The organism is Pseudomonas syringae group sp. J248-6, assembly GCF_032586995.1.
Lineage (GTDB): Bacteria > Pseudomonadota > Gammaproteobacteria > Pseudomonadales > Pseudomonadaceae > Aquipseudomonas > Aquipseudomonas amygdali.
This window is the reverse complement of sequence record NZ_JAWHOP010000005.1, coordinates 265,701-292,384: the sequence shown is the minus strand read 5'-3', so window position 1 is coordinate 292,384 and position 26,684 is coordinate 265,701. Positions and strand designations below refer to the sequence as shown.

22 protein-coding genes are annotated in these 26,684 nt (G+C 58.8%); 10 read left to right on the top strand and 12 right to left on the bottom strand.

All coding sequences use genetic code 11. The features are described 5' to 3' along the window. Positions 1–2 precede the first annotated feature (2 nt). Together RYC17_RS09565 and RYC17_RS09560 are read right to left on the bottom strand one after the other, a co-directional pair. A complete protein-coding gene (locus tag RYC17_RS09565) occupies positions 3–896 on the bottom strand; it encodes a glycine betaine ABC transporter substrate-binding protein (RefSeq protein WP_005745340.1) in 894 nt (297 codons plus the stop codon). A 14-nt stretch (positions 897–910) separates the two neighbouring features. Beyond that, positions 911–1,624 carry an ABC transporter permease gene (locus RYC17_RS09560; protein ID WP_002555212.1) on the bottom strand — a complete coding sequence of 238 codons (714 nt, stop codon included), beginning with the start codon at positions 1,622–1,624 and terminating at the stop codon, positions 911–913. A 344-nt stretch (positions 1,625–1,968) separates the two neighbouring features. Here RYC17_RS09560 and RYC17_RS09555 point away from each other — a divergent pair, with 344 nt between their 5' ends. Both RYC17_RS09555 and RYC17_RS09550 read left to right on the top strand, forming a co-directional pair. Next, positions 1,969–3,552, top strand: a complete 1,584-nt coding sequence (locus tag RYC17_RS09555) for a peptide chain release factor 3 (RefSeq protein WP_230016825.1) — start codon at positions 1,969–1,971, stop codon at positions 3,550–3,552. 218 nt (positions 3,553–3,770) lie between these two features. Beyond that, a complete protein-coding gene (locus tag RYC17_RS09550) occupies positions 3,771–4,013 on the top strand; it encodes a hypothetical protein (protein ID WP_002555214.1) in 243 nt (80 codons plus the stop codon). 79 nt (positions 4,014–4,092) lie between these two features. On the opposite strand, the gene RYC17_RS09545 is transcribed toward RYC17_RS09550, so the two are convergent. The 5 genes from RYC17_RS09545 to RYC17_RS09525 all read right to left on the bottom strand — a co-directional run bounded on the left by RYC17_RS09545 (position 4,093) and on the right by RYC17_RS09525 (position 8,852). Beyond that, entirely contained in the window at positions 4,093–4,710 is a 618-nt protein-coding gene (locus RYC17_RS09545; protein WP_002555215.1) for an FKBP-type peptidyl-prolyl cis-trans isomerase, read from the bottom strand. 153 nt (positions 4,711–4,863) lie between these two features. Further along, positions 4,864–5,172, bottom strand: coding sequence for a DUF6482 family protein (locus tag RYC17_RS09540; protein ID WP_058409404.1), 309 nt, complete (start codon positions 5,170–5,172; stop codon positions 4,864–4,866). A 107-nt stretch (positions 5,173–5,279) separates the two neighbouring features. Then, positions 5,280–5,768, bottom strand: a complete 489-nt coding sequence (locus tag RYC17_RS09535; protein WP_003379718.1) for a TIGR00645 family protein — start codon at positions 5,766–5,768, stop codon at positions 5,280–5,282. Positions 5,769–5,901: 133 nt separating this feature from the next. Then, positions 5,902–6,231, bottom strand: a complete 330-nt coding sequence (locus RYC17_RS09530; RefSeq protein ID WP_057401018.1) for a hypothetical protein — start codon at positions 6,229–6,231, stop codon at positions 5,902–5,904. Positions 6,232–6,416: 185 nt separating this feature from the next. Next, on the bottom strand, positions 6,417–8,852 hold the full coding sequence (locus RYC17_RS09525; RefSeq protein WP_316902843.1) for a Lon protease family protein: 2,436 nt from the start codon (positions 8,850–8,852) through the stop codon (positions 6,417–6,419). 275 nt (positions 8,853–9,127) lie between these two features. Between RYC17_RS09525 and RYC17_RS09520 the strand changes: the two genes are divergently transcribed. The 4 genes from RYC17_RS09520 (at position 9,128) to RYC17_RS09505 (ending at position 12,599) form a co-directional block, all read left to right on the top strand. After that, positions 9,128–9,616 (top strand): DUF3015 domain-containing protein, encoded by a 489-nt coding sequence (locus tag RYC17_RS09520; RefSeq protein WP_002555221.1) that lies wholly within the window; start codon positions 9,128–9,130, stop codon positions 9,614–9,616. Positions 9,617–9,688: 72 nt separating this feature from the next. Continuing rightward, a complete protein-coding gene (locus tag RYC17_RS09515; protein WP_058401872.1) occupies positions 9,689–11,542 on the top strand; it encodes a DUF4105 domain-containing protein in 1,854 nt (617 codons plus the stop codon). Between the two features lie 135 nt (positions 11,543–11,677). Beyond that, positions 11,678–12,031 carry a hypothetical protein gene (locus tag RYC17_RS09510; protein ID WP_002555223.1) on the top strand — a complete coding sequence of 118 codons (354 nt, stop codon included), beginning with the start codon at positions 11,678–11,680 and terminating at the stop codon, positions 12,029–12,031. A 70-nt stretch (positions 12,032–12,101) separates the two neighbouring features. After that, positions 12,102–12,599 carry a GreA/GreB family elongation factor gene (locus RYC17_RS09505; protein WP_004655509.1) on the top strand — a complete coding sequence of 166 codons (498 nt, stop codon included), beginning with the start codon at positions 12,102–12,104 and terminating at the stop codon, positions 12,597–12,599. 66 nt (positions 12,600–12,665) lie between these two features. On the opposite strand, the gene ettA is transcribed toward RYC17_RS09505, so the two are convergent. Next, positions 12,666–14,330: an energy-dependent translational throttle protein EttA gene (gene ettA / locus RYC17_RS09500; protein ID WP_316902840.1), complete on the bottom strand. Its 1,665-nt coding sequence runs from the start codon at positions 14,328–14,330 to the stop codon at positions 12,666–12,668. A gap of 455 nt (positions 14,331–14,785) precedes the next feature. Here ettA and RYC17_RS09495 point away from each other — a divergent pair, with 455 nt between their 5' ends. Both RYC17_RS09495 and glyA read left to right on the top strand, forming a co-directional pair. Then, the gene (locus RYC17_RS09495; RefSeq protein WP_410478453.1) at positions 14,786–18,550 is read left to right on the top strand and encodes an EAL domain-containing protein; all 3,765 of its coding nucleotides are present in this window, start codon (positions 14,786–14,788) and stop codon (positions 18,548–18,550) included. A 357-nt stretch (positions 18,551–18,907) separates the two neighbouring features. Further along, positions 18,908–20,161 carry a serine hydroxymethyltransferase gene (gene glyA, locus RYC17_RS09490; protein ID WP_003340745.1) on the top strand — a complete coding sequence of 418 codons (1,254 nt, stop codon included), beginning with the start codon at positions 18,908–18,910 and terminating at the stop codon, positions 20,159–20,161. 105 nt (positions 20,162–20,266) lie between these two features. On the opposite strand, the gene yjiA is transcribed toward glyA, so the two are convergent. From yjiA to RYC17_RS09475, 3 genes are all read right to left on the bottom strand, one after another. Continuing rightward, the gene (yjiA, locus tag RYC17_RS09485) at positions 20,267–21,244 is read right to left on the bottom strand and encodes a GTPase (RefSeq protein WP_316902836.1); all 978 of its coding nucleotides are present in this window, start codon (positions 21,242–21,244) and stop codon (positions 20,267–20,269) included. A 95-nt stretch (positions 21,245–21,339) separates the two neighbouring features. Beyond that, the gene (locus RYC17_RS09480; protein WP_003419087.1) at positions 21,340–21,537 is read right to left on the bottom strand and encodes a YbdD/YjiX family protein; all 198 of its coding nucleotides are present in this window, start codon (positions 21,535–21,537) and stop codon (positions 21,340–21,342) included. 27 nt (positions 21,538–21,564) lie between these two features. Next, positions 21,565–23,640, bottom strand: a complete 2,076-nt coding sequence (locus tag RYC17_RS09475) for a carbon starvation CstA family protein (RefSeq protein ID WP_316902833.1) — start codon at positions 23,638–23,640, stop codon at positions 21,565–21,567. A 285-nt stretch (positions 23,641–23,925) separates the two neighbouring features. On the opposite strand from RYC17_RS09475, the gene RYC17_RS09470 reads away from it, so the two are divergent. After that, positions 23,926–24,300, top strand: a complete 375-nt coding sequence (locus RYC17_RS09470; protein WP_316902831.1) for a PilZ domain-containing protein — start codon at positions 23,926–23,928, stop codon at positions 24,298–24,300. Positions 24,301–24,314: 14 nt separating this feature from the next. Here the strand turns inward: RYC17_RS09470 and radA are convergent, their stop codons facing one another. Next, complete coding sequence (gene radA, locus RYC17_RS09465) at positions 24,315–25,682, bottom strand: DNA repair protein RadA (RefSeq protein ID WP_002555235.1); 1,368 nt, start codon at positions 25,680–25,682, stop codon at positions 24,315–24,317. A 194-nt stretch (positions 25,683–25,876) separates the two neighbouring features. Here radA and mscL point away from each other — a divergent pair, with 194 nt between their 5' ends. Next, positions 25,877–26,323: a large-conductance mechanosensitive channel protein MscL gene (gene mscL / locus RYC17_RS09460; protein WP_002555236.1), complete on the top strand. Its 447-nt coding sequence runs from the start codon at positions 25,877–25,879 to the stop codon at positions 26,321–26,323. Positions 26,324–26,684: the final 361 nt, after the last annotated feature.

The following is a 26,684-nucleotide window of genomic DNA, read 5'->3' as shown; positions in this document are numbered from 1 at the left end:
CCTTAATTCAATGGGTGCTGGCGCAGAAAGTCTGCAGCAACCGTGGAGGGGCTTTCATGGCCGACGTCGACGCGAGCGTTGAGGTCGATCATGGTCTGGTTGTCCAGCAGGTCAGCCAGCGGCTTGAGCAGCGTGGCGATGTCCGGATGCTTGTCCAGATATTCCTGACGGATCACCGGCGCTGCGGTGTAGTCAGGGAAGTAGTGCTTGTCGTCTTCCAGCACTTTCAGTTTGAACGCGTTGAGACGTCCGTCGGTGGTGTACACCAGACCGGCGAAAACCTGACCGTTGCGCAACGCGGTGTAGACCAGCCCGGCGTCCATCTGCCGGGTGTTTTCACGACCGAGATTCATGTCGTAGTGCTTGACCATACCGATCAGGCCGTCGGAACGGTTGGCAAACTCGGTGTCCAGCGCTACGACATGACCCTCTTTGGCTTCGTCCTTGAGCACTTTGGTCAGGTCGGTCATGGTGTTGACCTGCGGGTACTTGTCAGCCACTTTTTGCGGCAGTGCCAACGCGTAGGTGTTGTTGAATTTCGACGGCGAAAGCCAGACCAGGCCTTTCTTGGCATCGACTTCCTTCACTCGCGCGTAAGTCTGTGCGCTGTCGAGTTTTTCATCGATGTGGTTGTAGGCAACCAGCGACACACCGGTGTATTCCCAGAGCAGATCCAACTGACCGCTTTCCTGTGCGCTACGCGCCAGGTTGCTGCCAAGACCGCCGGTAATCTGCACATCGTAGTTCTTGGTTCGCAGGTATTGCGCAGTCAGCTCGGCAAGCATGGTCTGTTCAGTGAACACCCGTGCGCCGACCCGTAAAAGCGGTTTATCAGCCGCTTGGGCAAATGCCGGAAACAGCAAGGCCAAACCTAAAAACAAACATATTCTTTTCATGATAATTCCTTCGCTCAGCGAGCCAGACCGCGTTCCAGCCAGAGACGACTGGCCAGTATCACCAGCCCGTCAAGCAGCAGCGCCAGCAGAGCGGTACACGCCGCACCCAGCACCAGTTGCGGCTGGTTGTTCAAGGCGATGCCGGGGAAAATCAGGCTGCCCAGGCTATTGGCACCGATGAGAAACGCCAGCGGCGCGGTCCCGACATTGATCGCCAGCGCGACACGCACACCACCGATGATGATCGGCACGGCGTTAGGCAACTCGACACGCCACAGCACCTGACGCGGGGTCATGCCGATGCCGACCGCAGCTTCCTTGAGTGAACCCTGAACGTTTTTCAGGCCTTCATAGGTGTTACGCACGATAGGCAGCAAAGAGGCGAGGAACAGCGCGAAGATCGCGGGCCCGCTGCCGATCCCGAGTATCCCGAGGGCAATGGCCAGAACGGCGAGAGGAGGAACGGTGTTGCCAATGTTGAATATCTGCATGAAACGTTCGGCGCGGCCAACCATGCTCGGGCGGCTTAGGGCGATGCCTGCGGGGATACCGACCACCAGGGCCGCCAACATTGAAACCAGAACCAGAATCAGGTGAGCCTGAAGGTAGAACAGCAGGTCATCCTGGTATTGCTTGATAGTACTGATGCCGATCCAGTGGATCAGCAGGGCCAGGAGTGCGATCACAACCGCACCTCCCAATAGCCCCTTGCCATAGCGATTAGCCACAGGCGGACTCCTTATTTCAGTCGGCGAACGCGTTGACCAGGGCGTCCGCAAAGGACACCGGCAATAACGTTCGCGAAGAGCAGCGGGTGGGTCGCCGGTAAGGGTTTAACCTCGGCGAAAACACAAGCCATAAGCGCAGCTTCGTCAAGCCAACATGCTGATGAATCAGCCCCTTGCGTTGGCTTCGTTGCGAGCCTTGACGGGGGAGTGGACGTCTCCACGACCTGAAAGGTTCCCACACGAGACATTATCTGGCCATCGTTTATTGTCTGAACGGTTCGGTTATTGCCGCGAGTTGAGCTATAATCTGCGCCCTTTTTCAATCCCATCCCAGGCGATTTCCCATGACCCAACAGGCCGCCGAAGTCGCGAAACGCCGCACTTTCGCCATTATTTCCCACCCGGATGCGGGTAAAACCACCATCACGGAAAAACTCCTGCTGATGGGCAAGGCCATTTCCGTCGCCGGTACGGTCAAGTCGCGTAAATCCGACCGTCACGCCACCTCCGACTGGATGGAAATGGAGAAACAGCGTGGTATCTCCATTACTACGTCCGTGATGCAGTTTCCGTATCGCGAGCACATGATCAACCTGCTCGACACCCCAGGCCACGAAGACTTCTCCGAAGACACCTATCGCACCCTGACGGCAGTCGACTCGGCCTTGATGGTCCTCGACGGCGGTAAAGGCGTCGAGCCACGCACCATTGCGCTGATGGATGTCTGCCGCCTGCGCGACACGCCTATCGTCAGTTTCATCAACAAGCTCGACCGCGACATCCGCGACCCTATCGAGCTGCTTGATGAAATCGAAGCCGTACTCAAGATCAAGGCTGCGCCGATCACCTGGCCGATTGGTTGCTACCGGGACTTCAAAGGTGTCTACCACCTGGCCGACGACTACATCATTGTCTACACCGCAGGTCACGGCCACGAGCGTACCGAAACCAAAATCATCGAGAAGCTCGATTCGGACGAAGCCCGCGCCCATCTGGGTGACGAGTACGACCGCTTTGTCGAGCAACTGGAACTGGTGCAGGGTGCCTGCCACGAGTTCAACCAGCAGGAATTCATCGACGGCCAATTGACCCCGGTGTTTTTCGGCACCGCGCTGGGCAACTTCGGCGTCGACCATGTACTCGATGCCGTGGTGAACTGGGCGCCCAAGCCACTGGCACGCGTGGCCAACGAGCGCACTGTCGAACCGGCCGAAGAGAAATTCAGCGGTTTCGTGTTCAAGATCCAGGCGAACATGGACCCCAAGCACCGCGACCGTATCGCGTTCATGCGTATCTGTTCTGGCCGTTACGACAAGGGCATGAAAATGCGCCACGTGCGCCTGGGCAAGGACGTGCGGATCGGTGATGCGCTGACGTTCTTCTCGTCGGAGCGCGAGCAACTGGAAGAAGCCTATGCCGGTGACATCATCGGTTTGCACAACCACGGCACCATCCAGATCGGCGACACCTTCACCGAAGGCGAAGCACTGGGCTTCACCGGTATTCCGCACTTCGCACCGGAGTTGTTCCGCCGCGTGCGCCTGAAGGACCCGCTCAAATCCAAGCAATTGCGTCAGGGTCTGCAACAGCTGGCCGAAGAAGGCGCCACGCAGGTGTTCTTCCCGCAGCGCAGCAACGACATCATCCTCGGCGCCGTCGGTGTGCTGCAGTTCGATGTGGTCGCCAGCCGTCTGAAGGAAGAATACAAGGTCGAATGCGCCTACGAGCCGATCACCGTGTGGTCTGCCCGCTGGATCGACTGCGACGACAAGAAGAAGCTCGAAGAGTTTGAGAACAAGGCGGTGGAAAACCTGGCAATGGACGGCGGCGGTCACCTGACCTACCTCGCCCCTACCCGCGTGAACCTGGCGCTGATGGAAGAACGCTGGCCCGACGTGAAATTCCGCGCTACCCGCGAGCATCACTGACAGGCCGACGGCGTCGCTGTGTGACGCAGAGCGTCACGAACGGCATTCCCACGCGGAGCGTGAGGAACGATAGTTCTGTAACTATCGTCCCGACGCTCCGCGTCGGCATTCGCTGATCTGGATCAACCATTCAGCGCAAAATGAGAATTAATCTCAATAGAGCCTTGCTATTATCCCGATAAGAATTATTCTCATCTTACTTGCACAGGAGATGAGACATGACCTATTTGATCGATGCATGGCTGGACAGACCCCACCCTTACCTGAGAATTCTTCATCGCGAGACAGGCGAAGTGTGTGCGGTGCTGGAAGAGGAAGCGCTGGAGGAGTTACGTGATCAGGGCGATCTGGATGTGTGCAGCTTGAGTTCCAGCGAGCCATTGGTGCTCAAGGAACTGGTGAGAAACCTGTTTCTGTTCTGCTACGCGCGGGCGTTGCGCCCGATGGGTGAGTTGCACTGAGCATGGAGCATCAGCACAACCCCACCGCTGAACGAATCAGCGCGATTCGTTCAGCGACTATCTGCATCGACCGGGTCGCTTACAGAACGTCCAGCAGTTCCACGTCGAACACCAGCACGCTGTGCGGTGCGATGCTGCCTACGCCCTGAGCGCCATAAGCCAGCTCGCTCGGTACGTGTAGACGCCATTTGCTGCCAGCGTTCATCAGTTGCAGTGCCTCGGTCCAGCCAGCAATCACGCCGCTGACCGGAAATTCCGCAGGCTCGCCACGATCGTAGGAGCTGTCGAAGACGTTACCGTCGATCAGCGTACCGTGATAGTGCACGCGCACCTGATCTTCACGGGTTGGTTTGGCGCCAGCGCCAGCGGTCAGCACTTCGAATTGCAGACCCGAGGCCAGTGTGGTCACGCCTTCGCGCTTGGCATTTTCAGCCAGGTAAGCCTTGCCGGCACCCGCAGCCTGTTCAGCCTTGGCGGCCGCTTCGGCCTGCATGATTTCACGGATAACCTTGAAGCTGGCGGACATCTCTTCCTGACCCACACGGCTTGGCTGACCGCCAAACGCATCACGCAGGCCTGCCACGATGGCTTCCAGGTTGACGCCCGGTGGCGGGTTGTCGCGCAACTGGTCGCCCAACTGACGGCCAATGCCGTAGCTCACGCGGGTTTCGTCGGTGGACAGATTGACTTCGGACATGACACTGCTCCGCAGAGGGGCACGCAGTCGATAATCGCGCAATACCTGAACGGCAATCACGCTATACCCTGATGCGCCCCGAACCAAAAGGGCGAGCAGCCTAGCACAATTGCCTCCACAGCCCCTACCGCAGTGGCGATTGGCCCTTTAAAGTCAGGACCATGACGAATGAAAGGAGATAGGCATGCGCATCTCGGAACGGTCATTGACCGGCATGCCACACAGCTCGTCATGCACCACGCTATGCACCAGATAGAACGGCACCACCGGCACGTTCTTCAGCAACTCCCGGGCATGCTCCACCGAACGAAGATGCAAGGTCTTGCCTGCCGGGTCCTTGAGCATCACCGAGGTGCCATTCATGCGCACATCGAGCAGATAAATACCGCCTTCGATGGAGATCAGGTTCAGCTCGTCCACCCGACCGGCCTGGGCGTGGTCGGTAAACTCCTGGTAATTCATGGTCGACTCTCCTGCGCAACGTCTAATGCATCGGAACAGACGTTTTACAACACAAGGACGCGACACACCAGAACCGAAACCGCCTGCCCCTTTTAACTTCGCTAGCCTCAGTGCTTGGTCAGCTTGTCCAGATAGCCCATCGCAAACGCGGATATCACGAAGGTCATGTGGATAATCACGTACCACATCAGGTATTCAGGCTTGATGTTGGTGGCATCCATGAACACCCGCAGCAGGTGGATGGAGGAAATTGCCACAATGGAGGCCGCCACTTTCATCTTCAGCGAAGACGAATCCATGGTGCCCAGCCAGTTGAGCTTTTCCTTGTCCTCATCGATGTCCAGCTGCGATACGAAGTTCTCGTAGCCGGAAATCATCACCATCACCAGCAAACCACCCACCAGCGCCATGTCGATCAGCGACAGCAGCACCAGAATCAAATCAGCTTCGGCCAGCGAGAAGATGTTGGGGATGACGTGAAAGATTTCCTGGAAGAATTTCAGACACAACGCCAGCAGCCCGAGAGAAAGACCGAAATAGATCGGCGCCAGCAGCCAGCGCGATGCGTACATGGCATTTTCAAAAAAACGTTCCATTGATACTCGCAAGGTGTTTTGAAGGAGCGGGCGAGTATATCAGCGGTAACGCGCTGCCCTGGAGATGCGACAAAATATCGCACAGCACGCAGATATGCACTGTCAGAAGACCGGTTGGCGTAGCGCCGACTGGCTAGAAAAGCGATGAGCGCTCACATACCACCATGCCACTGTTGATACGGCGCAGTTCGGCTTGAATATGCAAGGTCCATATCGGTACATCATCGGCGCATTGATAACCATGCAGCGACAGGCTCTCGATGATGCTAGTCAGTACCGCCTGCGCTGCTGGCAGGCCGTTGAACGGCCCTTGGGACTTGATCGCGGAGGGCTGTTCTTCAGCCATGCCGGCAGCGAAAAACACCATCCACTGTCCGCCATCGTGGGGAAGAGGCCGAATGACACATTCGATGCGGGTCATCAGCCCCATGCATTCTCGGGTAAGGCAAAGGCTACGCTGCATGATGCGCTCCTGATCAGCAACAGTATTCATCCGTCTGGCAAAGCAGGATGTGCGCCAATCCGATTGGCCACTGCGGTCATGATCAAGATTAGAAGAAAACCGTCCCGCGGGAAATATCCCTGATGAACGGATTGCTGATGAACGCAATACCGGGCGGCGTCAGCACCGCCCGGCTAGCGCCGTTGTCAGACCTTCAGTTCAGACTGTAACTGGGCTGGCTCCTTCTCCAGCTCTTCCTTGAGGTCTTCGTCGCTGAGCATTTCCGCGATGTCGCGCAAGCGCTCAACCACACGTGCGTTCACGCTGCCTTCCGGAAACTCGCCATTCTCGTCAGGCGCACCGGCAGGCTCGCCGACCAGCAGGCTCAAGGCCTCGTCAGCCTGACGTACCGCATAGATATGGAATTGCCCGTCACGCACGGCCTGCACCACACGCTCATCCAGCATCAGCGTGGTGACGTTGGCGTGCGGAATGATAGCGCCCTGCTCGCCCGTCAGCCCGCGTGCTTCACAAAGACGGAAGAAGCCTTCGATTTTCTCGTTGACCCCGCCCACCGCCTGCACTTCGCCGAACTGATTGATGGAGCCGGTAATTGCGAAGCACTGCTTGAGCGGAGTGCGCGATAACGCTGAAATCAGCGTGCAGGCCTCGCCCAGCGACGCACTGTCGCCGTCCACGTAACCGTAGGATTGCTCAAGCGCAATACTCGCTGATATCGCCAGCGGGAATTCCTGAGCGTAACGGCTACCCAGGTAGCCGGTGAGGATCATCACGCCTTTGGAGTGGATCGGCTGGCCAAGATTGACCTCGCGCTCGATGTCGACAATCCCGCTGCCACCCGGATAGACCGTGGCGGAAATACGCGCCGGCACGCCAAACGCCGAATCACCGACTTCCAGAACCGTCAGGCCGTTGCATTTGCCGACCGCGGCACCGTCCGTATCGATGAGGATCACACCCGCCATCATGTCATCGAGAATCCGCGCGGAAACCCGCCCGGTGCGCGTGGCCTTGGCCTTCAGCGCACGCTCGATATGCCCGGCGTCGGTCTTGTCGTCGTTGGCCAACTGGCGGATGAAGTCTGCCTCGCTGACCAACTGGAACAGATCGCCGATACGCGCCGACAAACGCCCCTGGTGTTCAGCCAGTCGAGCGCTGTAGGTCGCCAGTCGCGCCACCGCATCGGCGGTCAACGGCGCCATGCCCTCTTCCGAGGTTCGGGTCTTCAGCAACTGAGCGAATTGCTCGAGCGTCTCGTCGACCATCGGAATTTCTTCGTCGAAATCGACCAGTACCCGGAACATCTCCTGAAAGTCAGGATCGAGGTCTTGCAGGGTGTAATACAGCGAGCGCGAACCAATGATGATGATCTTGACGTTCCACGGAATAACCTGCGGCGTCAGACTTACTGTTGCCACGCGCCCCAGCTCGCCCAGCGGCGACTCCATTTTCAGTTTGCGCGACTGCAGGGTGCGCTTGAGCGCGTCCCAGACGAACGGCTCGCCGAGCATTTTTTCGGCTTCCAGAATCAGAAAGCCGCCATTTGCGCGATGCAGCGCACCGGGCCGCAACTGTCGATACGTGGTGTACAGCGCGCCCTGATCGGTGCTGTATTCAATTCGCCCGAACAGGTTGTCATACGTAGGATGCTGCTCGAAAACCACCGGTGCGCCGCCGTCGCGGGTATTTCCCACCACCAGGCTCGGGCTGTACTGCTCTTCCAGTAGCTTGCGTGCCTGAGCATCGGTTTTGGCGTCGTCGACCAGCTGCTCGACCAAGGTCTTGAGCAGGTACACCTGCATCGCCTGCAGATAAGCGCAGACCGCAGCGTTCTCGGCATATTTTTCCGAGAGCGGTGCCAACAGTGGCTGCAAGGTCAGCGTGATGGTTTCTTCGTTCAACTGACGAAGCTGGTTGTTCGACTCACGCTTCCACTGCGGCAGGCTGGCCAGCTCTTCGTTGAGGCGCTCCTCAAGGGCGGAGATATCTTCGTGAAAACGCTCCCGATCAGCCTCGGGCAACTGCGAAAACTCGGCCTCGTCCAGCGCCTTGCCATCAGCCATCGGCGTGAAGGCGATGTTGGAGCTGTCGCGATACAGCGCGATGTCCTTTTCCAGCGACAGGCGCTCGATCACATCCAGTGCGCGGTCGTAGCGCTGATTGAACGCACGGTCGATCGAGCTTTTTTTCTGCTGATAGGACGGGTGCTCGAAAACCGCCGGGAAGGTCACCAGCAGGTTATCGATCAGGCCACCGATGTCGGCCGTGAACTCATGGGCAGTGCCCGGTGGCAGTTCCAGAGCCTTGGGCTCGCGGGGCTCATCGAAATTGTTGACGTAAACCCAGTCCGAAGGCGTCTTCATCCGCTTGCCTTCGGCCTTGAGGTAGCGTTTGACGAACGAAAAGCGGCCAGTGCCGGGTTCGCCCATGACAAATACGTTGTAACCGGGGCGCGGCATGGCAACGCCGAACTGCAAGGCCTCTACGGCACGCTCCTGGCCTAGTACACCGCGAAAGGGTTCAAGCTCGTTAGTGGTCGCAAAGCTGAACTGCTCAGCGGAAAACGGACGGGTCAGCGCATGTGGCGCCAGGCGTAGGTTGGCTGCGACAGAATCGGGCATCAGTAGTCCTTACATCAGGCGGGGCAGATGTCGGCATTCTGGCGCTCGCCGTACAAGACTTGCAAGGCAGGAAAAACCGAAAGGCGCCTACAGGCTCAAAGCAATTGCCCGCGGCCCGGAAAATTTCTATTTCCGGCAATAATCTGTAATAGCTCACGGAACCCTTGGAACCCGCCTAAGCTCCAAACTGCACAGGTGGTTGCTGGTTGGCCGTCTGTCTTGATGTGACTACTCAAGAAACTCGACCCTTGGCTGAACTAAAAAGAGAAAAAGCTATGAAACGGATTCTTCTTGGAACGCTCTTCGCCGCTGTATCCATCAACGCTATGGCTCAAGCGCCAGGCGGTCCGGACTGCGGCTGGGGCAACATGCTGTTTGAAGGTCAACGCGGCACTCCAGCTCACTTCCTGGCCTCAACCACCAACGGCACCTCGGGTAACGCCACCTTCGGCATGACCTCCGGTACCAACGGCTGCTCGACCAACGGCGCACTGACTTACGGCGGTAAATCCTGGCTTGCCATGAACGGCATGATGGATGAACTTTCCAAGGACATGGCGATGGGTCAGGGCGAAGCACTGACTACCTACGCTGTGGTACTGGGCGTTGCACCAGAAGATCGTGAGCACTTCGCTGCGGTCACTCACGAGCACTTCTCGCAAATTTTCAGCAAGGCCGACGCCACCGCTGAAGACGTTCACACCAACACCGTCAACGTTCTGAAAAACGATCCGACTCTGGCCAAGTACGCTACCCAGGCTTAAAGTCGCTCGCCCGCCCTTTCATTGCAAAGGGCGGGATCACCTTTCCTGACTTCTCCTGACTAGTTGCCCTCTATGCTCAAACGTCTTGTCTCGCTGGCGCTGTTTGTCTGTGCCCCCTTGTCTGCGGCACCTCATGCTACCGCTGACCGTTTGCAGCAATTGGCCAATGAGCCGTTCTGGATTTCACTGGGTCACTACGAAGCAGGCAAGCTCGGTGGTTGGCGCAGCTATGTGACAGACCCGAAATTCTTTCTCGCTGCCGACGGTGCACACGACCCGAAGGCGGAACTGAGCGCGACACTTGACGCCATATACGCCCCCGTAACCAACGAACAGACCCACGCCCAGTGCGTGTACCCGGCACGCACCCGCTGGCTGCGCGACCAGTTGCAACTGACTGACCTGCCCACGCCGGACTGCAAGGAGTTCAAGGCCTGGTACAAGGATGTGGCACCGGACAGCACCGTGCTGATTTTTCCGGCCGCATACCTCAACAGCCCCTCGTCGATGTTCGGCCACACGTTACTGCGCATCGATCCGGCCAGCGCGAAAACCAACAACACCACGTTACTCAGCTATGCGATCAACTTCGGTGCCTACATAGAAGGCATGGACAACAGCATTCTGTATGCCTGGAAAGGCTTGGCTGGCGGCTACCCTGGCTTGTTTGCGCTGGTGCCCTATCAGGAAAAGCTCTCGGAATACCGCAGCCTGGAAAACCGTGACCTGTGGGAATACCGTCTGAATCTGACCCCGGAAGAAACCGGGCGCATGGTTGAACATGTCTGGGAATTGAAGCAGATTCGCTTCAGCTATTTCTTCTTCGACGAAAACTGCTCGTACCGCCTGTTGGAATTGCTGCAGGTCGCACGACCTGGGCTGAATCTCACCGAGCAATTCGGCCTGACTGCGATCCCGACCGATACGGTCAAGGCGATCAAGGCCGCAGGGCTGGTTGAAAAGATCGACTATCGCCCTTCCCGCGAGCGGGAATTGCTGAGCCGCGCCGAGCCCCTTGATGCCGACGAGCAACAGTGGGTGCTGAAAGTCAGCGCCGATCAGAAACAACTGCAAAACAGCGAGTACCTCGCGCAGCCGAAAGAACGCCGCGCGTTGATTCAGGACGCGGCCTATCGTCTGGAGCGCTACCGCGCCAACGGGCTTGAACGCGACACGCAGCGCTCGCAACGCAGTTTCGAATTGTTGCAGGCGATCAATCAGAACCCGCCGCCACAGCTGGACATCCCGCGTCCCGGCCTGCCGGAAGAAGGCCACGAATCACGTACCTGGCAACTGGGTGCCGGCACGCGCGGTGACAAAGCGTTCGCCGAATATGGCCTGCGCATGGCCTATCACGACCTGAACGACAACGCCTATGGCTTTCCGCTGGGTGCGCAGATCGAAATTCTTCAGCTCAAGGTGCGCCAATACGAAGGTAACGACTGGCAAGTTCAGCAACTGGACCTGGCCACCATTCGTTCCCTGACCCCGCGTACCGAGCTGCTGAAACCCTGGTCATGGCAAGTCACCGGCGGGCTGGAACGGGTACTTGGCAAACATGGCGATGAAAACCTTGTCAGCCACGTCAACGGTGGTGGTGGCGGTACCTGGCAATTGGGCGACGAAGTGCTGGGGTTTGCGCTGGGCACCGTGCGCGTCGAGCACAACAACGACTTCGCCGAATTCATCTCCCCCGCTGCTGGCTTCAACACTGGCGTACTGTGGCGCAACCCGCTGGGCAACCTGAGCCTGGAAGCCAAGGGCGACTATTTCACCAATGGCGAAGTACGCCGCAGCGTCAGCCTCAATCAGCAGTGGGAGCTGTCGCGCAACCTCGGCCTGCGCCTGAGTGCCCAACGCGAATTCAGCCAGATGAGTTCACCGCAGAACGAAGTAATGCTTGAAGTGAAGTGGTATCACTACTGACAAGGTGAGTGCAAAAACTGCGGGCGGCACTGCCTCAAAATAAAGGCACGCCGCCATCACTTATTCCCTACATCGCTTTTACAAATAACTCACAAATTACCTTCTAGACTCCTCTCATAAGTAGAGGGAACCACCATGAAGCGGTATTGGGTGTTGTTGTCGCTGGCCATCGTGCTGGCAGGTTGTCAGTCCACCCGTGACCAGATGTTGGCCGAGGGTTATCCGCCGGGCTTTGCAGACGGTTATCAGGACGGTTGCAGCAGTGGCAGGGACGCAGCAGGTGCCAGCACCGGTCAATTCAGAAAAAACGTACCCCGCTATCTGAAGGACAAGCTCTACGCCCAAGGCTGGACTGACGGTTTTCGCCAGTGTCAGGCCTCGCAGGATAACCGCGACCGACTCGACCCCGGCCAGGTCTTCAACGATCGTGACCGTGCCTGGGAGCGAGAGAAGACCCGCAGTGCAGCCAAGGCCTATCGCCCCAACTGACGCACTCGGGAAAATCGACGAAACCAATGCTGTCCGCTTGTGGCCCAAAGCTCATTAGGGAGGACACCTCATGAGCCGCGCATTTGTAAACGAAGACAACGCTGCCGCCGATGCCGAGCAACCGGTAGAGCGGCTGGTCAGCGCACAGACCAATTACGTCACTGCCGAGGGCCTGAAGTTGCTCAAGAAGCACGTCAGCAGCCTGCAGGCGCAGCACAGTGCGCAAACCGCGTTGGGAGACGCCGCTGACAAACAGCGCCAGGCTGACCTTGAACGCGACCTGCGTTACTACACCCAGCGCCTGCAAAGCGCGCAGGTTGTGACAACGGCCGTCTCGACCGAAAAGGTACAAATTGGCAGTTGGGTGACGTTCGCGGATGAAGAAGACAACCGCCAGCGCGTGCATCTGGTCGGGGAGGATCAGGCGGATGCCGCCAAAGGGCTGATCAACTGGGGCTCGCCACTGGGACGTGCATTGATCGGTGCGCAGAAAGGCGATGAAGTGGTGTGGGAGCGGCCGGCAGGGAATCAGTCGATTGAAATACTGCTGATCGAGCCGGATGCTTAAAGCGCGCTGATGAACAATAACGGCAGCGCCGTTCCCGGTCAGGAACGGCGCATGCCTTAACGCTGATCAGGCCAGCTTCTTGTGACGCACGCGGTGCGGCTGGGTAGCTGCTTCACCCAGACGCTTCTTGCGATCCGCTTCATACTCGGTGTAGTTACCTTCGAAGAAGATCGCTTGTGAGTCGTCTTCGTACGCCAGGATGTGCGTCGCTACACGGTCAAGGAACCACCGATCGTGGGAGATCACAATGGCGGCGCCCGGGAAGTCCAGCAGCGCTTCCTCCAGCGAACGAAGGGTTTCAACGTCAAGGTCGTTTGACGGTTCGTCGAGCAGCAGCACGTTGCCGCCCTCTTTCAGGGTCAGCGCCAGATGCAGACGGCCACGCTCACCACCGGACAGGTCCTTGACGAACTTCTGCTGATCGCCGCCCTTGAAGTTGAAACGACCAACGTAGGTGCGCGACGGGATTTCATAGTTGCCGATACGGATCACATCGGAACCGTCGGACACCGCCTGAAACACCGATTTGCTGCCGTCCAGGTCATCGCGGCTCTGGTCCACGCAGGCCAGTTGCACGGTCTCACCAACTTCGATGCTGCCCGAATCCGGCTGTTCCTTGCCCATCAGCATGCGGAACAGGGTCGATTTACCGGCACCGTTACCACCGATCACGCCGACGATGGCACCTTTAGGCATGGAGAACGACAGGTTGTCGATCAACACGCGGTCGCCGTAGCCCTTGGTAACGTTCTTGAACTCGATAACCTTGTCGCCCAGACGCGGACCGGCCGGGATATAGATCTCGTTGGTCTCGCTGCGCTTCTGGAATTCCTGCGACTGCATTTCTTCGAAGCGTTGCAGACGCGCCTTGGATTTGGACTGACGCGCCTTGGCGCCCTTGCGGACCCATTCCAGCTCGTCTTTCATGGCCTTTTCGTGGGCGGTCTGTTGCTTGGACTCCTGAGCCAGACGGTCGGACTTGGCTTCAAGCCAGCCAGAATAGTTACCCTCGTAAGGAATGCCCGCGCCGCGGTCGAGTTCCAGAATCCAGCCAGCCACGTTATCCAGGAAGTAACGGTCGTGCGTGATCGCAACCACGGTGCCCGGGAAGTCGTGCAGGAAATGCTCCAGCCAGGCGACAGAGTCGGCATCCAGGTGGTTGGTCGGTTCGTCGAGCAGCAGCATGTCCGGTGCCGACAGCAACAGGCGGCACAGCGCAACACGGCGCTTTTCACCACCTGACAGGACCGAAACCTTGGCATCCCAGGCGGGCAGACGCAGTGCGTCGGCGGCTACTTCCAGCTGGCGTTCCAGGTTATGACCGTCGCTGGCCTGCAGGATCGCTTCAAGCTTGGCCTGCTCGGCTGCCAGCTTGTCGAAATCAGCGTCCGGCTCGGCATATTCGGCGTAAACCTGATCAAGATGCGCCTGGGCGTCCTTGATCACGCTGACTGCCTCTTCAACCACTTCACGGACCGTCTTGTTCGGGTCAAGTTGTGGCTCTTGCGGCAGATAACCCACATTAAGCTCGGGCATCGGGCGCGCTTCGCCGTCAAATTCGGTGTCGACGCCAGCCATGATTTTCAACAGCGTGGACTTGCCCGAGCCGTTGAGACCCAGCACGCCGATCTTGGCGCCGGGGAAGAAAGACAGAGAGATGTTTTTCAGGATTTCACGCTTCGGCGGCACAACTTTGCTCAGCCGATGCATGGTGTAGACGTATTGAGCCATGAAATGAAAACCTAGCGTCTGTGATGAGGACCGATTTAGAACGCGAGCTTAAAGCTCCGGCCGGAAAAAAGCTTTTATTTGTCCGCAAGACTTGCCGCGAGACCGTTCCGAGCCTTGAATGAACCCAGGCAGAAACAGATCGGGGCCGTGCTGACACATATAAAGCCTGGTCGATATTGCAAAAAGTGGAGTCACTCATGCAGGAGTCGGTGGATACCACGCGTTGCGCAAAGCTACCCGAATGCAGCGTGCAGGGCAAACGATCCGGCCCAATGGGGCTGGCACTCTGCCACAAGTAAAGGCATGCTAGCCGCCCTCTTTGGGCGACCCGCTTATTTTACATAAAGCATCGCTGCTTCAGTCCAGCAGTCAGGAACAACGATTTGCCCACTTCAACGCCTCTGCCGTCATCCAGTGTCGCTACAGACAGTGCGACCAGGCCTTTGCGCGGCTCAGTGAAAGGTGCATTGGCCGCGCTGGTGTTGGTGGTGCTTGCACTGCTGCTCTGGCAATTGATCGAACAGTTTCATCAGACTCAGGAACGCCAGCGCCAGCGCAGCCTGGAGTACAGCATCCAGCTTTCCGACCGGATGAGTCTGAACATGGCACTCAAGGCGCAAATCGCCATGAATCTGCTGGACGAAGCGCAATCCTCCGGAGACCGGCTGGAGCAGCCGACGGCGCTGGCAAGCCTTCGTACTGCCCTGCCCGCGCTGCGCAGCGCAGCGCGACTGAACCCGACAGGTGACATTGTCAGTGACAGCGCCGAGGCATCCCGCGACGGAGAGTTTCTCAAGCAGGCCATGAAAAAGGCCCAAGGCCACCCCTATTTCTACACCGGCACCGAAGACGGTAAACAGATTTATGTACTGATTCGCCAAGGCGGTGGCGTCAGCGGCGATTACTGGGCGCTGCGCATGGCACCCGATGCCTTGAAGGACCTGACCAGCCAGCCCGCTCAAGACTTTCAACATGTGTGGCGCCTGGAACAACGCAAGACCCAGCGGGTTCTCATCCGTGAACCGGCCCCCTCCAACGAGGCGGACAGCGGTCTTTCCGATACCGTGCTGCTTCAGCCACTGAGCAACAGTGACTGGCAACTGCGGGGCCTGTTCGATACCTACAAGGCCCGCAGCGAGCTGCTTGCGCCATTGATCGGCAAGTGCCTGGTCGGCCTGCTGCTGTCGATCCTGCCGCTGATCGCACTGATGAGCCTGCGCAAGCGTCAGCGCCAGATGCTGCAAAGCCGCCGCCGCTATCGCGATATCTTCGAGGGTGCGGGCGTTGCGATCTGCGTCATGGACATGTCGGGTCTGCAAGAACAGCTGGAAGCACTCCAGGTCAGAACGGACGAGGACTTCGAGCTTCTGCTCAAAAGCCAGCCAGCCTCGCTGAAAAGACTGTTGCAGCAGTTGCGAATCAACGAACTCAACGAAGTTGCCCTGGGCCTGCTGGAAATCGAACACAGTGAACAGGCGTGGCAGCCGTTGATCGAGGGCGAATCGCGGTCGCGCCCCGGCATCGGCGTTCAGGTCATTCAGGCTGTTCTCGCCGGGCTGCCAAGGCTGGAGCTGGAAATCTGCCTGACACGCGCAAGCGGTCAGGACCAGCATCTATGGCTGGTCATGCGCCTGCCCGAGTCACGCAGCGACTTCGATGCCGTCATTCTCAGCATCGGCGATATCACCAGCCGCAAACAGATCGAGCTGTCATTGCTGGACCGCGAGAGCTTCTGGTCCGACGTGGTGCGAACCGTGCCGGACCACCTGTACGTTCAGGACGTACTCAGCCAGCGCGTGATCTACAGCAACCACCATTTCGGCTACACACTGGGCTACAGCAAGTCCGAGCTGCGTGCCATGGGCGAGTTCTTCTGGGAAATCCTGCTGCACCCTGACGACGCCAGAAGCTACCAGGACATGCGCCTGCGCCAGCGCCACCACGGCCATAACGAGTTATTACAATGCGTGCTGCGCTTTCGGGATCGCGAGAACAACTGGCGCTGCTTCGATGTGCGCGAACAGGCGCTGGCCTGGGACGCAGAAAACCTGGTCACGCGCATCATCGGCATCGCCAAGGACATTACCGAGCAGGTTTCGTCCAGCCAGTCGCTGCGTGACAGCGAACAGCGTTATCGCATGCTCGCTGAAAGCATCAGCGATGTGATCTTTTCCACGGATGGCCAGTTGGCGGTCAATTACGTCAGCCCCTCGGTGGAACGCGCGCTGGGGTACAGCGCCGAGTGGATTATCCAGAACGGCTGGTCCGCAGCTATTGCCAACCCTCAGCAAGTGATCGGTTTCGATGCGCTCATCAACCGCATCGGCAAGGTACTGCACAAACCTCAGGAACTCGCCAGATTGCGCGAAGAGGTGACGACCAGAATGTTTCTGTTCGACTGCCTGCGTGCAGACGGTCGCAAGATCCCGGTGGAACTGCGGGTGGTGCTGGTGTGGGACGAAAACGGCAATTTCGAGGGTATCTTCGGGGTCGGCCGGGACATCAGCCAGCAGCGTCGGGCAGAAAAAGACCTGCGCATGGCCGCCACCGTATTTGAACACTCGACATCGGCGATCCTCATTACCGACCCTGCCGGCTATATCGTTCAGGCCAACGAGGCGTTCACCCGCGTCAGCGGCTACGAAGTTGCCCAGGTGCTCGACCAGCTACCGGGCATGCTCACGGTGGAATCGGAACAGGAAAACCACCTGCGCTACATCCTCAGGCAATTGAACGGCCAAGGCACCTGGGAGGGTGAAATCAGGCTCAAGCGCCGTAACGGCGAACACTACCCGGCCTGGGTCGGCATTACCGCAGTGCTCGACGACGAAGGCGATCTGGCGAGTTATGTGTGCTTTTTCAGCGATATCAGCGAGCGCAAGGCCAGCGAGGACCGCATCCACCGTCTGGCCTATTACGACGCCCTGACTCACCTGCCCAATCGCACCCTGTTTCAGGACCGCCTGCATTCGGCGCTGCAACACGCCGAGCGCCAACAGGCCTGGGTGGTGCTGATGTTCCTCGACCTGGACCGTTTCAAACCGATCAATGACTCTCTGGGCCATGCCGCTGGCGACCGGATGCTTCAGGAAATGGCCACGCGGCTACTCGCCTGCGTGTCTTCCGATGACACCGTGGCGCGTATGGGCGGGGATGAGTTCACCCTGTTGCTGCAGCCGGACACCTCGCGCGAAGCCGCACTGACTCGCGCCATTCACGTGGCCGAGCGGATTCTGACCAGTCTGGTAACGCCGTTTGTGCTTGAAGGCCGCGAGTTCTTTGTCACTGCCAGCATCGGCATCGCACTCAGTCCGCAGGACGGCAAGGAACTGAGCCAATTGATGAAGAACGCCGACACGGCGATGTACCACGCCAAAGAACGTGGCAAGAACAACTTCCAGTTCTATCAGGCGGACATGAACGCGACCGCTCTGGAGCGTCTGGAGCTGGAAAGCGACTTGCGGCATGCCCTGGAACAGCAGGAGTTCACCCTTTATTACCAGCCGCAGTTCAGCGGCGACGGCAAGCGCCTGACGGGTGCGGAAGCCTTGTTGCGCTGGCGCCATCCACGCCGCGGGCTGGTGCCGCCCAACGACTTCATCCCGGTGCTCGAAGAGCTCGGGCTGGTGGTGGAAGTCGGCGACTGGGTGCTCACTGAAGCGTGCCGTCAGCTCAAACAGTGGCATCAGGCGCGGGTTCGCGTTCCGAAAGTGTCGGTCAACATCTCGGCGCGACAGTTCTCGGACGGCCAGCTCGGCAAGCGCATCGCCAACATCCTGGAGCAGACCGGCCTGTCACCTGCCTGCCTGGAGCTGGAACTGACCGAAAGCATCCTGATGCGCGAGGTCAACGAAGCCATGCAGATCCTCGACGGCCTCAAAAACCTTGGCCTGAGTATCGCTGTCGATGACTTCGGCACAGGCTACTCGTCGCTGAATTACCTCAAACAGTTCCCGATCGACGTACTGAAGATCGACCGCACCTTCGTCGACGGCCTTCCGTCGGGCGAACAGGACGCCCAGATCGCTCGCGCCATCATCGCCATGGCCCACAGCCTGAACCTCTCGGTCATCGCCGAAGGCGTAGAAACCCACGAGCAACTGGAGTTTCTTCGCGAACACGACTGCGACGAAGTCCAGGGCTACCTGTTCGGCCGCCCGATGCCAGCAAGCCAGTTCGAAGCGCAATTCAGCAACGATGCGCTATTCATGCTGGATTAAGGGCGACGGCAAGCTGAGGGATGGGCAAAACAGGTGCTCTACCGGACACCTGCCGCTCCTCACGCACCAGCGCAGGAATGCCGTTCGGAACGCTCTGCGCTGCAAGCTCGGAACAGGACGCGGAGCATCGGCACGATAGTTACAAGACTATCGTTCCTCACGCTCCAGCGTGGGAATGCCGTTCGGGACGCTCTGCGTCCTATCCGGGCCGCGATGCGTAACTCAAGCCGAGCGGTAGACAGTCAAGCTTGCCGCTTGAACCTGTTTGCTACTCAAGATGATTCCCTTTCATATGCCAGATAAAACCCGATGGGGTAGAATACCCGCCTTTTCCGCCATGCCCCCTTGAGGACTGCCATGTTCAGCCGTGATTTGACTATCGCCAAGTACGACGCCGATCTGTTTGCCGCCATGGAGCAAGAAGCTCTGCGTCAGGAAGAACACATCGAGCTGATTGCCTCGGAAAACTACACCAGTCCGGCCGTCATGGAAGCTCAGGGCTCGGCCCTGACCAACAAGTACGCCGAAGGCTATCCAGGCAAGCGCTACTACGGTGGTTGCGAGTACGTCGACGTTATCGAACAACTGGCCATCGACCGCGCCAAGGAGCTGTTCGGCGCTGATTACGCCAACGTCCAGCCACATGCGGGTTCGCAAGCCAACTCGGCGGTCTACCTGGCCCTGCTGCAAGGCGGCGACACCATTCTGGGCATGAGCCTGGCTCACGGTGGTCACCTGACCCACGGCGCCAGTGTTTCGTCCTCGGGCAAGCTGTACAACGCCGTTCAGTACGGTATCGATGCCAACGGCATGATCGACTACGACGAAGTCGAGCGCCTGGCTGTCGAGCACAAGCCAAAAATGATCGTCGCCGGTTTCTCTGCCTACTCGCAGATCCTCGACTTCCCGCGCTTCCGTGCAATCGCTGACAAGGTCGGTGCCTACCTGTTCGTCGACATGGCTCACGTAGCCGGTCTGGTCGCCGCAGGCGTCTACCCGAACCCGGTGCCATTTGCCGACGTCGTGACCACCACCACACACAAGACCCTGCGCGGTCCACGTGGCGGCCTGATCCTGGCGCGCGCCAACGCCGAAATCGAGAAGAAGCTGAACTCCGCGGTATTCCCTGGCTCCCAGGGCGGTCCGCTGGAGCACGTCATCGCAGCCAAGGCCGTGTGCTTCAAGGAAGCGCTGCAGCCTGAGTTCAAGACCTACCAGCAGCAAGTGGTCAAGAACGCCAAGGCGATGGCCGGTGTGTTCATCGAACGCGGCTTCGACGTGGTTTCCGGCGGTACTGAAAACCACCTGTTCCTGCTGTCGCTGATCAAACAGGACATCTCTGGTAAAGACGCCGACGCTGCCCTGGGTCGCGCCTTCATCACCGTCAACAAGAACTCCGTACCGAACGACCCGCGCTCCCCGTTCGTCACCTCCGGCCTGCGCTTCGGCACCCCGGCAGTGACCACTCGCGGCTTCAAGGAAGCAGAGTGCAAGGAACTGGCCGGCTGGATCTGCGACATCCTGGCTGACCTGAACAACGAAGCGGTAATCGACGCCGTTCGTGAGAAGGTCAAGGCCATCTGCGCGAAGCTGCCGGTTTACGGCGCTTGATAAGCTTCGTTTAAACGCAGTACCAAAAGCCCCGACTCGTGAGAGCCGGGGCTTTTTGTTGGGCGGGTCGCTGCATGGGCAGAAGCTCAGCCGCTGCCCGACCTCTCAGCCGCATACCTTCTCGAACCCCGCCCGAATCTTATCCTCCGGCAATTCATCGGCAATAAACACAATCACGCTCTCGCGCTTTTCGCCTTCTGCCCACTCGGTATCCCAGTCGAAGCCATACAGCTTAAGCACGCCCTGAAACACCATTTTGCGCGGCTCTTCTTCGATGTTGAGCACGCCCTTGTAACGCAGCAGTTGCTTGCCGTGGTCTTCCAGCAGCTCGTTCATGAACTCGCTGAGACGGTCCAGGTTCAGGGGTTTTTCGCTGCGCAGAACAAGGCTGGTGATGCGGTCGCCTGAATTGCCGACCGGGGCCAGTGGGCGCAGTATCATGCCGCCGCCGAGGTCGGCGTTGAGGTTGAAGCCGCGCACGTCGAGCAGTTCAGCAAGGTCAATGTTGCCATGGTCGACGATACGGATCGGCGCGCGGCGGTTGATGCGGGTCAGGCGCGCGCTCAGGGCATCGAAGGCTGCATCGTCGACCAGATCACGCTTGCTGACCAGCAACCGGTCGGCAAAGCCGATCTGCGCCTGGGCGATGGTTTGCGCCAGGTGAGTATCGGCGTGCGCGGCGTCGACCAGGGTGATGATGCCGTCGAGGATGTAACGCTCGCGCAGCTCTTCATCGATGAAAAAGGTCTGCGCGACCGGCGCGGGATCGGCCAGCCCGGTGCATTCGATCACCAGCCGGTCGAACACGATCTCGCCGCTGTCCAGGCGCTCCAGCAATAGGTAGAGCGCCTTGGTCAGGTCGGTGTGGATGGTGCAGCACACGCAGCCGTTGGACAGGGTCATGATCTGCACTGGATCGGTGCCCAGCAACTGGCTGTCGATACCAGCATCGCTGAATTCGTTTTCGATCACGGCGATTTTCAGGCCGTGCTCGGCTTTGAGCAGGTGGCGCAGCAAGGTGGTTTTGCCTGCGCCCAGAAAACCGGTCAGCACGGTCACTGGGATGGGTTGCAACTCAGTCATAAGGCTCCTGGCGTGATGCATTGAGCAGAAATGAAAACGCGCCACAGGTGATGGCCTGCGGCGCGTCGGATCAAACAATAACGCAGATCAGAGGATCAGCAGCACTTCGGACCGCCCTTGCCGCCGTAACGTGCCTCTTGCCGCTCCCGGAAGAACTGCTCATAGGTCATCACCGGCTTGTCCGGGTGGGTGTTCTGCATGTGCTCTACGTAAGTGTCGTAGTCCGGCATGCCCACCATCAGGCGCGCGGCCTGACCGAGGTATTTCCCGAGACGACTCAGGTCATTGAACATGGGCAAATCCTCTGTGGATAACCATCATCACACCTGCGACGCTGGCGGCATGGCCTGGTAAGGAGCTTCCTTGTCGGTACGCGCCTTGGTCGTCCAGGCCGCACGGCCCACTTTAATGGCGTAGAACAGGATGCTGAACACCACGAACAGGAACAGCACGGTCAACCCGGCGTTGGTGTAAGCGTTGAAGATCACATGCTGCATCTGGTCCATGGTTTTGGCCGGGGCCAGAATCTGGCCAGCATCTGCCGCCGCGCTGTATTTCTTGGCCAGAGCCAGGAAGCCCACCGCAGGGTTGGCGTCGAACAGCTTGATCAGGCCAGCGGTCACGGTGCAGATCAGCAGCCAGGTGGCAGGCAGCATGGTCACCCACACATAGCGCTGACGCTTCATCTTGATCAACACGACGCTGGCCAGCATCAGAGCGATACCGGCGAGCATCTGGTTGGAGATGCCGAACAGCGGCCACAGGGTATTGATGCCGCCCAGCGGGTCGATTACGCCTTGATACAGCAGATAGCCCCACAGCGCCACGCAACCACCGGTGCCGATGGCGTTGGCCGTCCACGACTCGGTGCGTTTCAAGGCCGGAACGAAACTGCCCAGCAGGTCCTGCAGCATGAAGCGTCCGGCTCGTGTACCGGCGTCGACTGCGGTCAGAATGAACAGTGCCTCGAACAGAATCGCGAAGTGGTACCAGAACGCCATGGTGTTTTCACCCGGCAGCACTTGGTGGAGGATCTGCGCGATACCGACCGCCAGCGTCGGCGCACCACCGGCACGCGCCAGCACAGTGTTTTCACCAATGTCTTTCGCGACAGCAGTCAATTGCTCCGGCGTGATGGCAAAGCCCCAGCTGGAGACAGTCTGCGCGACAGTCACCACGTCACTGCCAACTACCGCAGCCGGGCTGTTCATGGCGAAGTACACGCCTGGCTCGATCACCGACGCGGCAACCATTGCCATGATGGCCACGAACGACTCCATCAACATGCCGCCGTAACCGATGTAACGGGCGTTCTTTTCGTTATCCAGCAGCTTGGGCGTGGTGCCCGAAGAGATCAGCGCGTGGAAACCCGATACCGCACCGCAAGCGATAGTGATGAACAGGAACGGGAACAGTGCGCCCTTCCAGACCGGGCCTGTGCCGTTGGTGAACTGGGTCAGGGCCGGCATTTTCAGCTCGGGTGCCAGAATCAGGATGCCGATTGCCAGCGCCAGAATGGTGCCGATTTTGAGGAAGGTCGACAGGTAGTCACGTGGCGCAAGCAGCAGCCAGACCGGCAGCATTGCTGCAACGAAACCGTAACCCACCAACATCCAGGTGATCTGCACGCCGGTGAAGGTGAACATCGGCCCCCAGGTCGGATCGGCCGCTACCATGCCGCCGACCCAGATCGAACCGAGCAGCAGAATGACACCGATAATGGAGATTTCACCGATACGACCCGGGCGGATGTAGCGCATGTAGATGCCCATGAACATCGCGATCGGGATCGTCGCCATGACCGTGAACATGCCCCACGGGCTCTCGGCCAGGGCCTTGACCACGATCAGCGCCAACACCGCCAGGATGATGATCATGATCAGGAAACAGCCGAAAAGCGCGATGGTGCCGGGAATACGGCCCATTTCCTCGCGAACCATGTCGCCCAGCGAGCGACCGTCACGGCGCGTGGAGAGAAACAGGATCATGAAATCCTGTACCGCACCGGCCAGCACCACGCCAGCGATCAGCCAGAGCGTACCGGGCAGATAACCCATTTGCGCGGCCAGTACCGGGCCGACCAGCGGGCCTGCGCCGGCGATGGCTGCAAAGTGGTGACCGAAGAGGATGTGTTTGTTGGTCGACACATAGTCCAGACCGTCGTTGTTGACCACTGCCGGTGTCGCACGCAGCGGATCGAGCTGCATGACGTGAGTGGCGATGAAAAGACTGTAGTAACGATAGGCAACCAGGTAGATAGCTACCGCAGCGACCACTATCCACAAGGCGTTGATCGCCTCTCCGCGACGCAAGGCCACGACCCCAAGGGCACATGCCCCGACAATGGCGATGATGAGCCAGGGAACATGGCGCATCAGACTATTATTATTTTTCATTTTTTTATTCCAGCAGAGTTGACTAGAAGGCAAGCCATGCGAGTTTAGCGCCGGATCAGCGAAAGACCACCCCCAACCAAGGTCTAGGTCGAAATTTGATCAATTGCGGCAGATACCCGGCATAGAGGGCTGAAATGGACTCGACAGATGGTTGCCGTATCACAAAACAGTGATGCGGAACTGTTCTGTAATGGCTTTCAGGTCTATCGTGCAGGAACAACAGAATTGATCAGATAACGACCTGCCGGCTGACCTACGGTGGCGGTCAACAAGAGAGTTCATTCGATGACCGACTCACCCGAAGATCGCCGTCGTTTCAAACGCATTGCCTTTGATGCCAAAACCGATTTGAAGCAAGGCGATCAGACCTGGAAGGTTCAACTGGTCGATATTTCCCTGAAAGGGTTGCTCATCGAACGGCCTGATCCGTGGAACGGTGATCAGACGCAGCCCTTTGAAGTCGACATCATTCTAAGCAACGATGCCAATGTAAAAATGGATGTCGAAATCACTCATGACAACAAACGGCAACTGGGATGCGTTTGCCGGCACATAGGGCTGGACTCGATCAGCCACCTGAGGCGGCTGGTCGAATTGAACCTCGGAGACCCCGAGGAACTGGATCGGGAACTGGCAGCCTTGATCGAACTGCAGGAATAATCCTCAGGGCGAGGTTACTCGAACAGCGCATCCAGGGCCTGTTCCAGTCGCGTAACGGCAATGATCTGCAAACCGGGCGGCGCCTCCTTTGGCGCGTTGCCCTTGGGCACGATGGCGCGTTTGAAGCCGTGCTTGGCGGCCTCCTTGAGGCGCTCCTGCCCACTGGGCACCGGCCTGACTTCACCCGACAGCCCTACCTCACCGAACACCAGCAAGTCATGCGGCAGCGGACGATTGCGCAGGCTGGACATCACCGCCGCCATCAAGGCCAGGTCGGATGCGGTTTCCAGCACTTTCACACCACCTACTACGTTGAGAAACACGTCCTGATCGTGAGTCGGAATACCACCGTGTCGATGCAGGACCGCCAGTAGCATGGCCAGACGATTCTGATCCAGACCCAGCGTTACACGACGCGGGTTGGACATATGGCTGTCATCCACCAGCGCCTGAACCTCCACCAGCATCGGCCGCGTGCCTTCCCAGGTAGCCATGACCACACTGCCCGGCACCTCTTCCTGAGCACGGGTGAGGAAAATCGCCGACGGGTTGGAGACTTCTTTCAGGCCCTTGTCGGTCATGCCGAACACGCCCAGCTCGTTGACCGCGCCGAAGCGGTTCTTCACAGCGCGCAGCAGACGCAGACGGCCATCGGACTCGCCCTCGAAATACAATACGGTGTCGACCATGTGCTCAAGCACACGCGGACCGGCCAGCGCGCCCTCTTTAGTGACGTGACCGACCAGAAAGATCGCCGTGCCGCTCTGTTTGGCGTAGCGCACCAGCAAGGCCGCGCTTTCACGAACCTGCGACACGCCGCCCGGCGCGGACTGCAACTGTTCGGTGAAGATCGTCTGGATCGAATCGATCACCATGACCTTGGGCTTCTCGACCTTTGCCGTGGCAATGATGGTTTCGATACAGGTTTCGGTCATGACGCGCAGCTTGTCCTGCGGCAGCCCCAGGCGTCGGGCACGCATGGCCACCTGCTGCTGGGATTCCTCGCCGGTGACATAAAGCGCGGGCATGCGCTGGGCGATATTGCACAGCGTCTGCAACAGAATCGTCGACTTGCCGATGCCGGGGTCACCGCCAATCAGCACTACCGAGCCGTCAACCAGCCCGCCGCCCAGCACCCGGTCGAGTTCGGTGGAATTGGTGGAGAAGCGCGGGATCTCTTCGACACTGACTTCTGCCAGGGTTCTGATTTGCGCCTGTGAACCGGTCCAGCCGGTGCGCCCGGTGGGCGGCGCAGCAGCGCCACTCTCAATCATGGTTTCGACCAGTGTGTTCCAGGCACCGCATTCGCTGCACTGGCCCGCCCACTTGGGAAATGTCGCGCCGCACTCGGTGCAGCCGTACAAGCGTTTGGCCTTGGCCATGACAACCCCAGTCGTAAAAAACGCCCATGATAACGCAGGTTGAGCCGGCAGCTACCTGCGCAGCGAACCATGACTTTCAAAACCGGATAAAACTTACACAGGCCGCTCCGGTCGATTGAACGTAGAACGGACGACAACTGTAAGGCTGGACTACACTCTCCCGGATCACTTTTATCTGTAACAAGGAATTACCCATGAGCGTACTTAGCGAGTTCAAGGCCTTCGCGGTCAAAGGTAACGTGGTCGATATGGCCGTCGGTATCATCATTGGCGCGGCATTCGGCAAGATCGTTTCGTCGTTCGTCGGCGATGTGATCATGCCACCGTTAGGCTTGCTGATCGGCGGCGTCGACTTCAGTGACCTGGCCATCACCCTGCGCCCTGCGCAAGGTACGGCACCTGCTGTGCTGCTGGCTTATGGCAAGTTCATCCAGACTGTTATCGACTTCATTATCGTCGCGTTCGCGATCTTCATGGGCGTCAAGGCCATCAACCGCCTCAAGCGCGAAGAGGCCAAGGCACCGACCTTGCCACCGACGCCTTCCAAGCAGGAAGTGTTGCTGAGCGAGATTCGTGACCTGCTCAAGGAACAGAACAAACCGGCAGCGCCAGTCACTGTCGACCCTACGCGTCCGCTTTGATCGAATAAGGCCTGGACCTGCTGACTATCGTTCCCACGCTCCGCGTGGTAATGCATTTCGTGACGCTCCGCGTCACACAGTTCTGCGATTCAGTGAGATCAGGCTCGACTCGAGTCACCTTTTCGCCCCTCGGCGAGTTACTTTGATGGGGCCAAAGTAACCAAAGCCCCTCGCTCCTGTTTCCGGCCCGACTTCGTCGGGTTCCTTCGCCCTGTCACTGATCCGGGGGTCGCCGCAACGGGCCATCCATGGCCCGGTGCGGCTAGCCTGGCGTCCTGCCAGGCTACCCCCGGATCAGCGCCAGGACTCAGCCGTCACTAACGTCGCACTCTGCGTCGTCAGTGCCATCGTGGTAAAAAAG

Excerpts from the sequence above, each read along its gene's own strand:
- RYC17_RS09565 (WP_005745340.1), bottom strand. The coding sequence starts at position 896 with ATGAAAAGAATATGTTTGTTTTTAGGTTTGGCCTTGCTGTTTCCGGCA.
- RYC17_RS09555 (WP_230016825.1), top strand. The coding sequence starts at position 1,969 with ATGACCCAACAGGCCGCCGAAGTCGCGAAACGCCGCACTTTCGCCATT.
- RYC17_RS09550 (WP_002555214.1), top strand. The coding sequence starts at position 3,771 with ATGACCTATTTGATCGATGCATGGCTGGACAGACCCCACCCTTACCTG.
- RYC17_RS09545 (WP_002555215.1), bottom strand. The coding sequence starts at position 4,710 with ATGTCCGAAGTCAATCTGTCCACCGACGAAACCCGCGTGAGCTACGGC.
- RYC17_RS09540 (WP_058409404.1), bottom strand. The coding sequence starts at position 5,172 with ATGAATTACCAGGAGTTTACCGACCACGCCCAGGCCGGTCGGGTGGAC.
- RYC17_RS09535 (WP_003379718.1), bottom strand. The coding sequence starts at position 5,768 with ATGGAACGTTTTTTTGAAAATGCCATGTACGCATCGCGCTGGCTGCTG.
- RYC17_RS09530 (WP_057401018.1), bottom strand. The coding sequence starts at position 6,231 with ATGCAGCGTAGCCTTTGCCTTACCCGAGAATGCATGGGGCTGATGACC.
- RYC17_RS09525 (WP_316902843.1), bottom strand. The coding sequence starts at position 8,852 with ATGCCCGATTCTGTCGCAGCCAACCTACGCCTGGCGCCACATGCGCTG.
- RYC17_RS09520 (WP_002555221.1), top strand. The coding sequence starts at position 9,128 with ATGAAACGGATTCTTCTTGGAACGCTCTTCGCCGCTGTATCCATCAAC.
- RYC17_RS09515 (WP_058401872.1), top strand. The coding sequence starts at position 9,689 with ATGCTCAAACGTCTTGTCTCGCTGGCGCTGTTTGTCTGTGCCCCCTTG.
- RYC17_RS09510 (WP_002555223.1), top strand. The coding sequence starts at position 11,678 with ATGAAGCGGTATTGGGTGTTGTTGTCGCTGGCCATCGTGCTGGCAGGT.
- RYC17_RS09505 (WP_004655509.1), top strand. The coding sequence starts at position 12,102 with ATGAGCCGCGCATTTGTAAACGAAGACAACGCTGCCGCCGATGCCGAG.
- ettA (WP_316902840.1), bottom strand. The coding sequence starts at position 14,330 with ATGGCTCAATACGTCTACACCATGCATCGGCTGAGCAAAGTTGTGCCG.
- glyA (WP_003340745.1), top strand. The coding sequence starts at position 18,908 with ATGTTCAGCCGTGATTTGACTATCGCCAAGTACGACGCCGATCTGTTT.
- yjiA (WP_316902836.1), bottom strand. The coding sequence starts at position 21,244 with ATGACTGAGTTGCAACCCATCCCAGTGACCGTGCTGACCGGTTTTCTG.
- RYC17_RS09480 (WP_003419087.1), bottom strand. The coding sequence starts at position 21,537 with ATGTTCAATGACCTGAGTCGTCTCGGGAAATACCTCGGTCAGGCCGCG.
- RYC17_RS09475 (WP_316902833.1), bottom strand. The coding sequence starts at position 23,640 with ATGAAAAATAATAATAGTCTGATGCGCCATGTTCCCTGGCTCATCATC.
- RYC17_RS09470 (WP_316902831.1), top strand. The coding sequence starts at position 23,926 with ATGACCGACTCACCCGAAGATCGCCGTCGTTTCAAACGCATTGCCTTT.
- radA (WP_002555235.1), bottom strand. The coding sequence starts at position 25,682 with ATGGCCAAGGCCAAACGCTTGTACGGCTGCACCGAGTGCGGCGCGACA.
- mscL (WP_002555236.1), top strand. The coding sequence starts at position 25,877 with ATGAGCGTACTTAGCGAGTTCAAGGCCTTCGCGGTCAAAGGTAACGTG.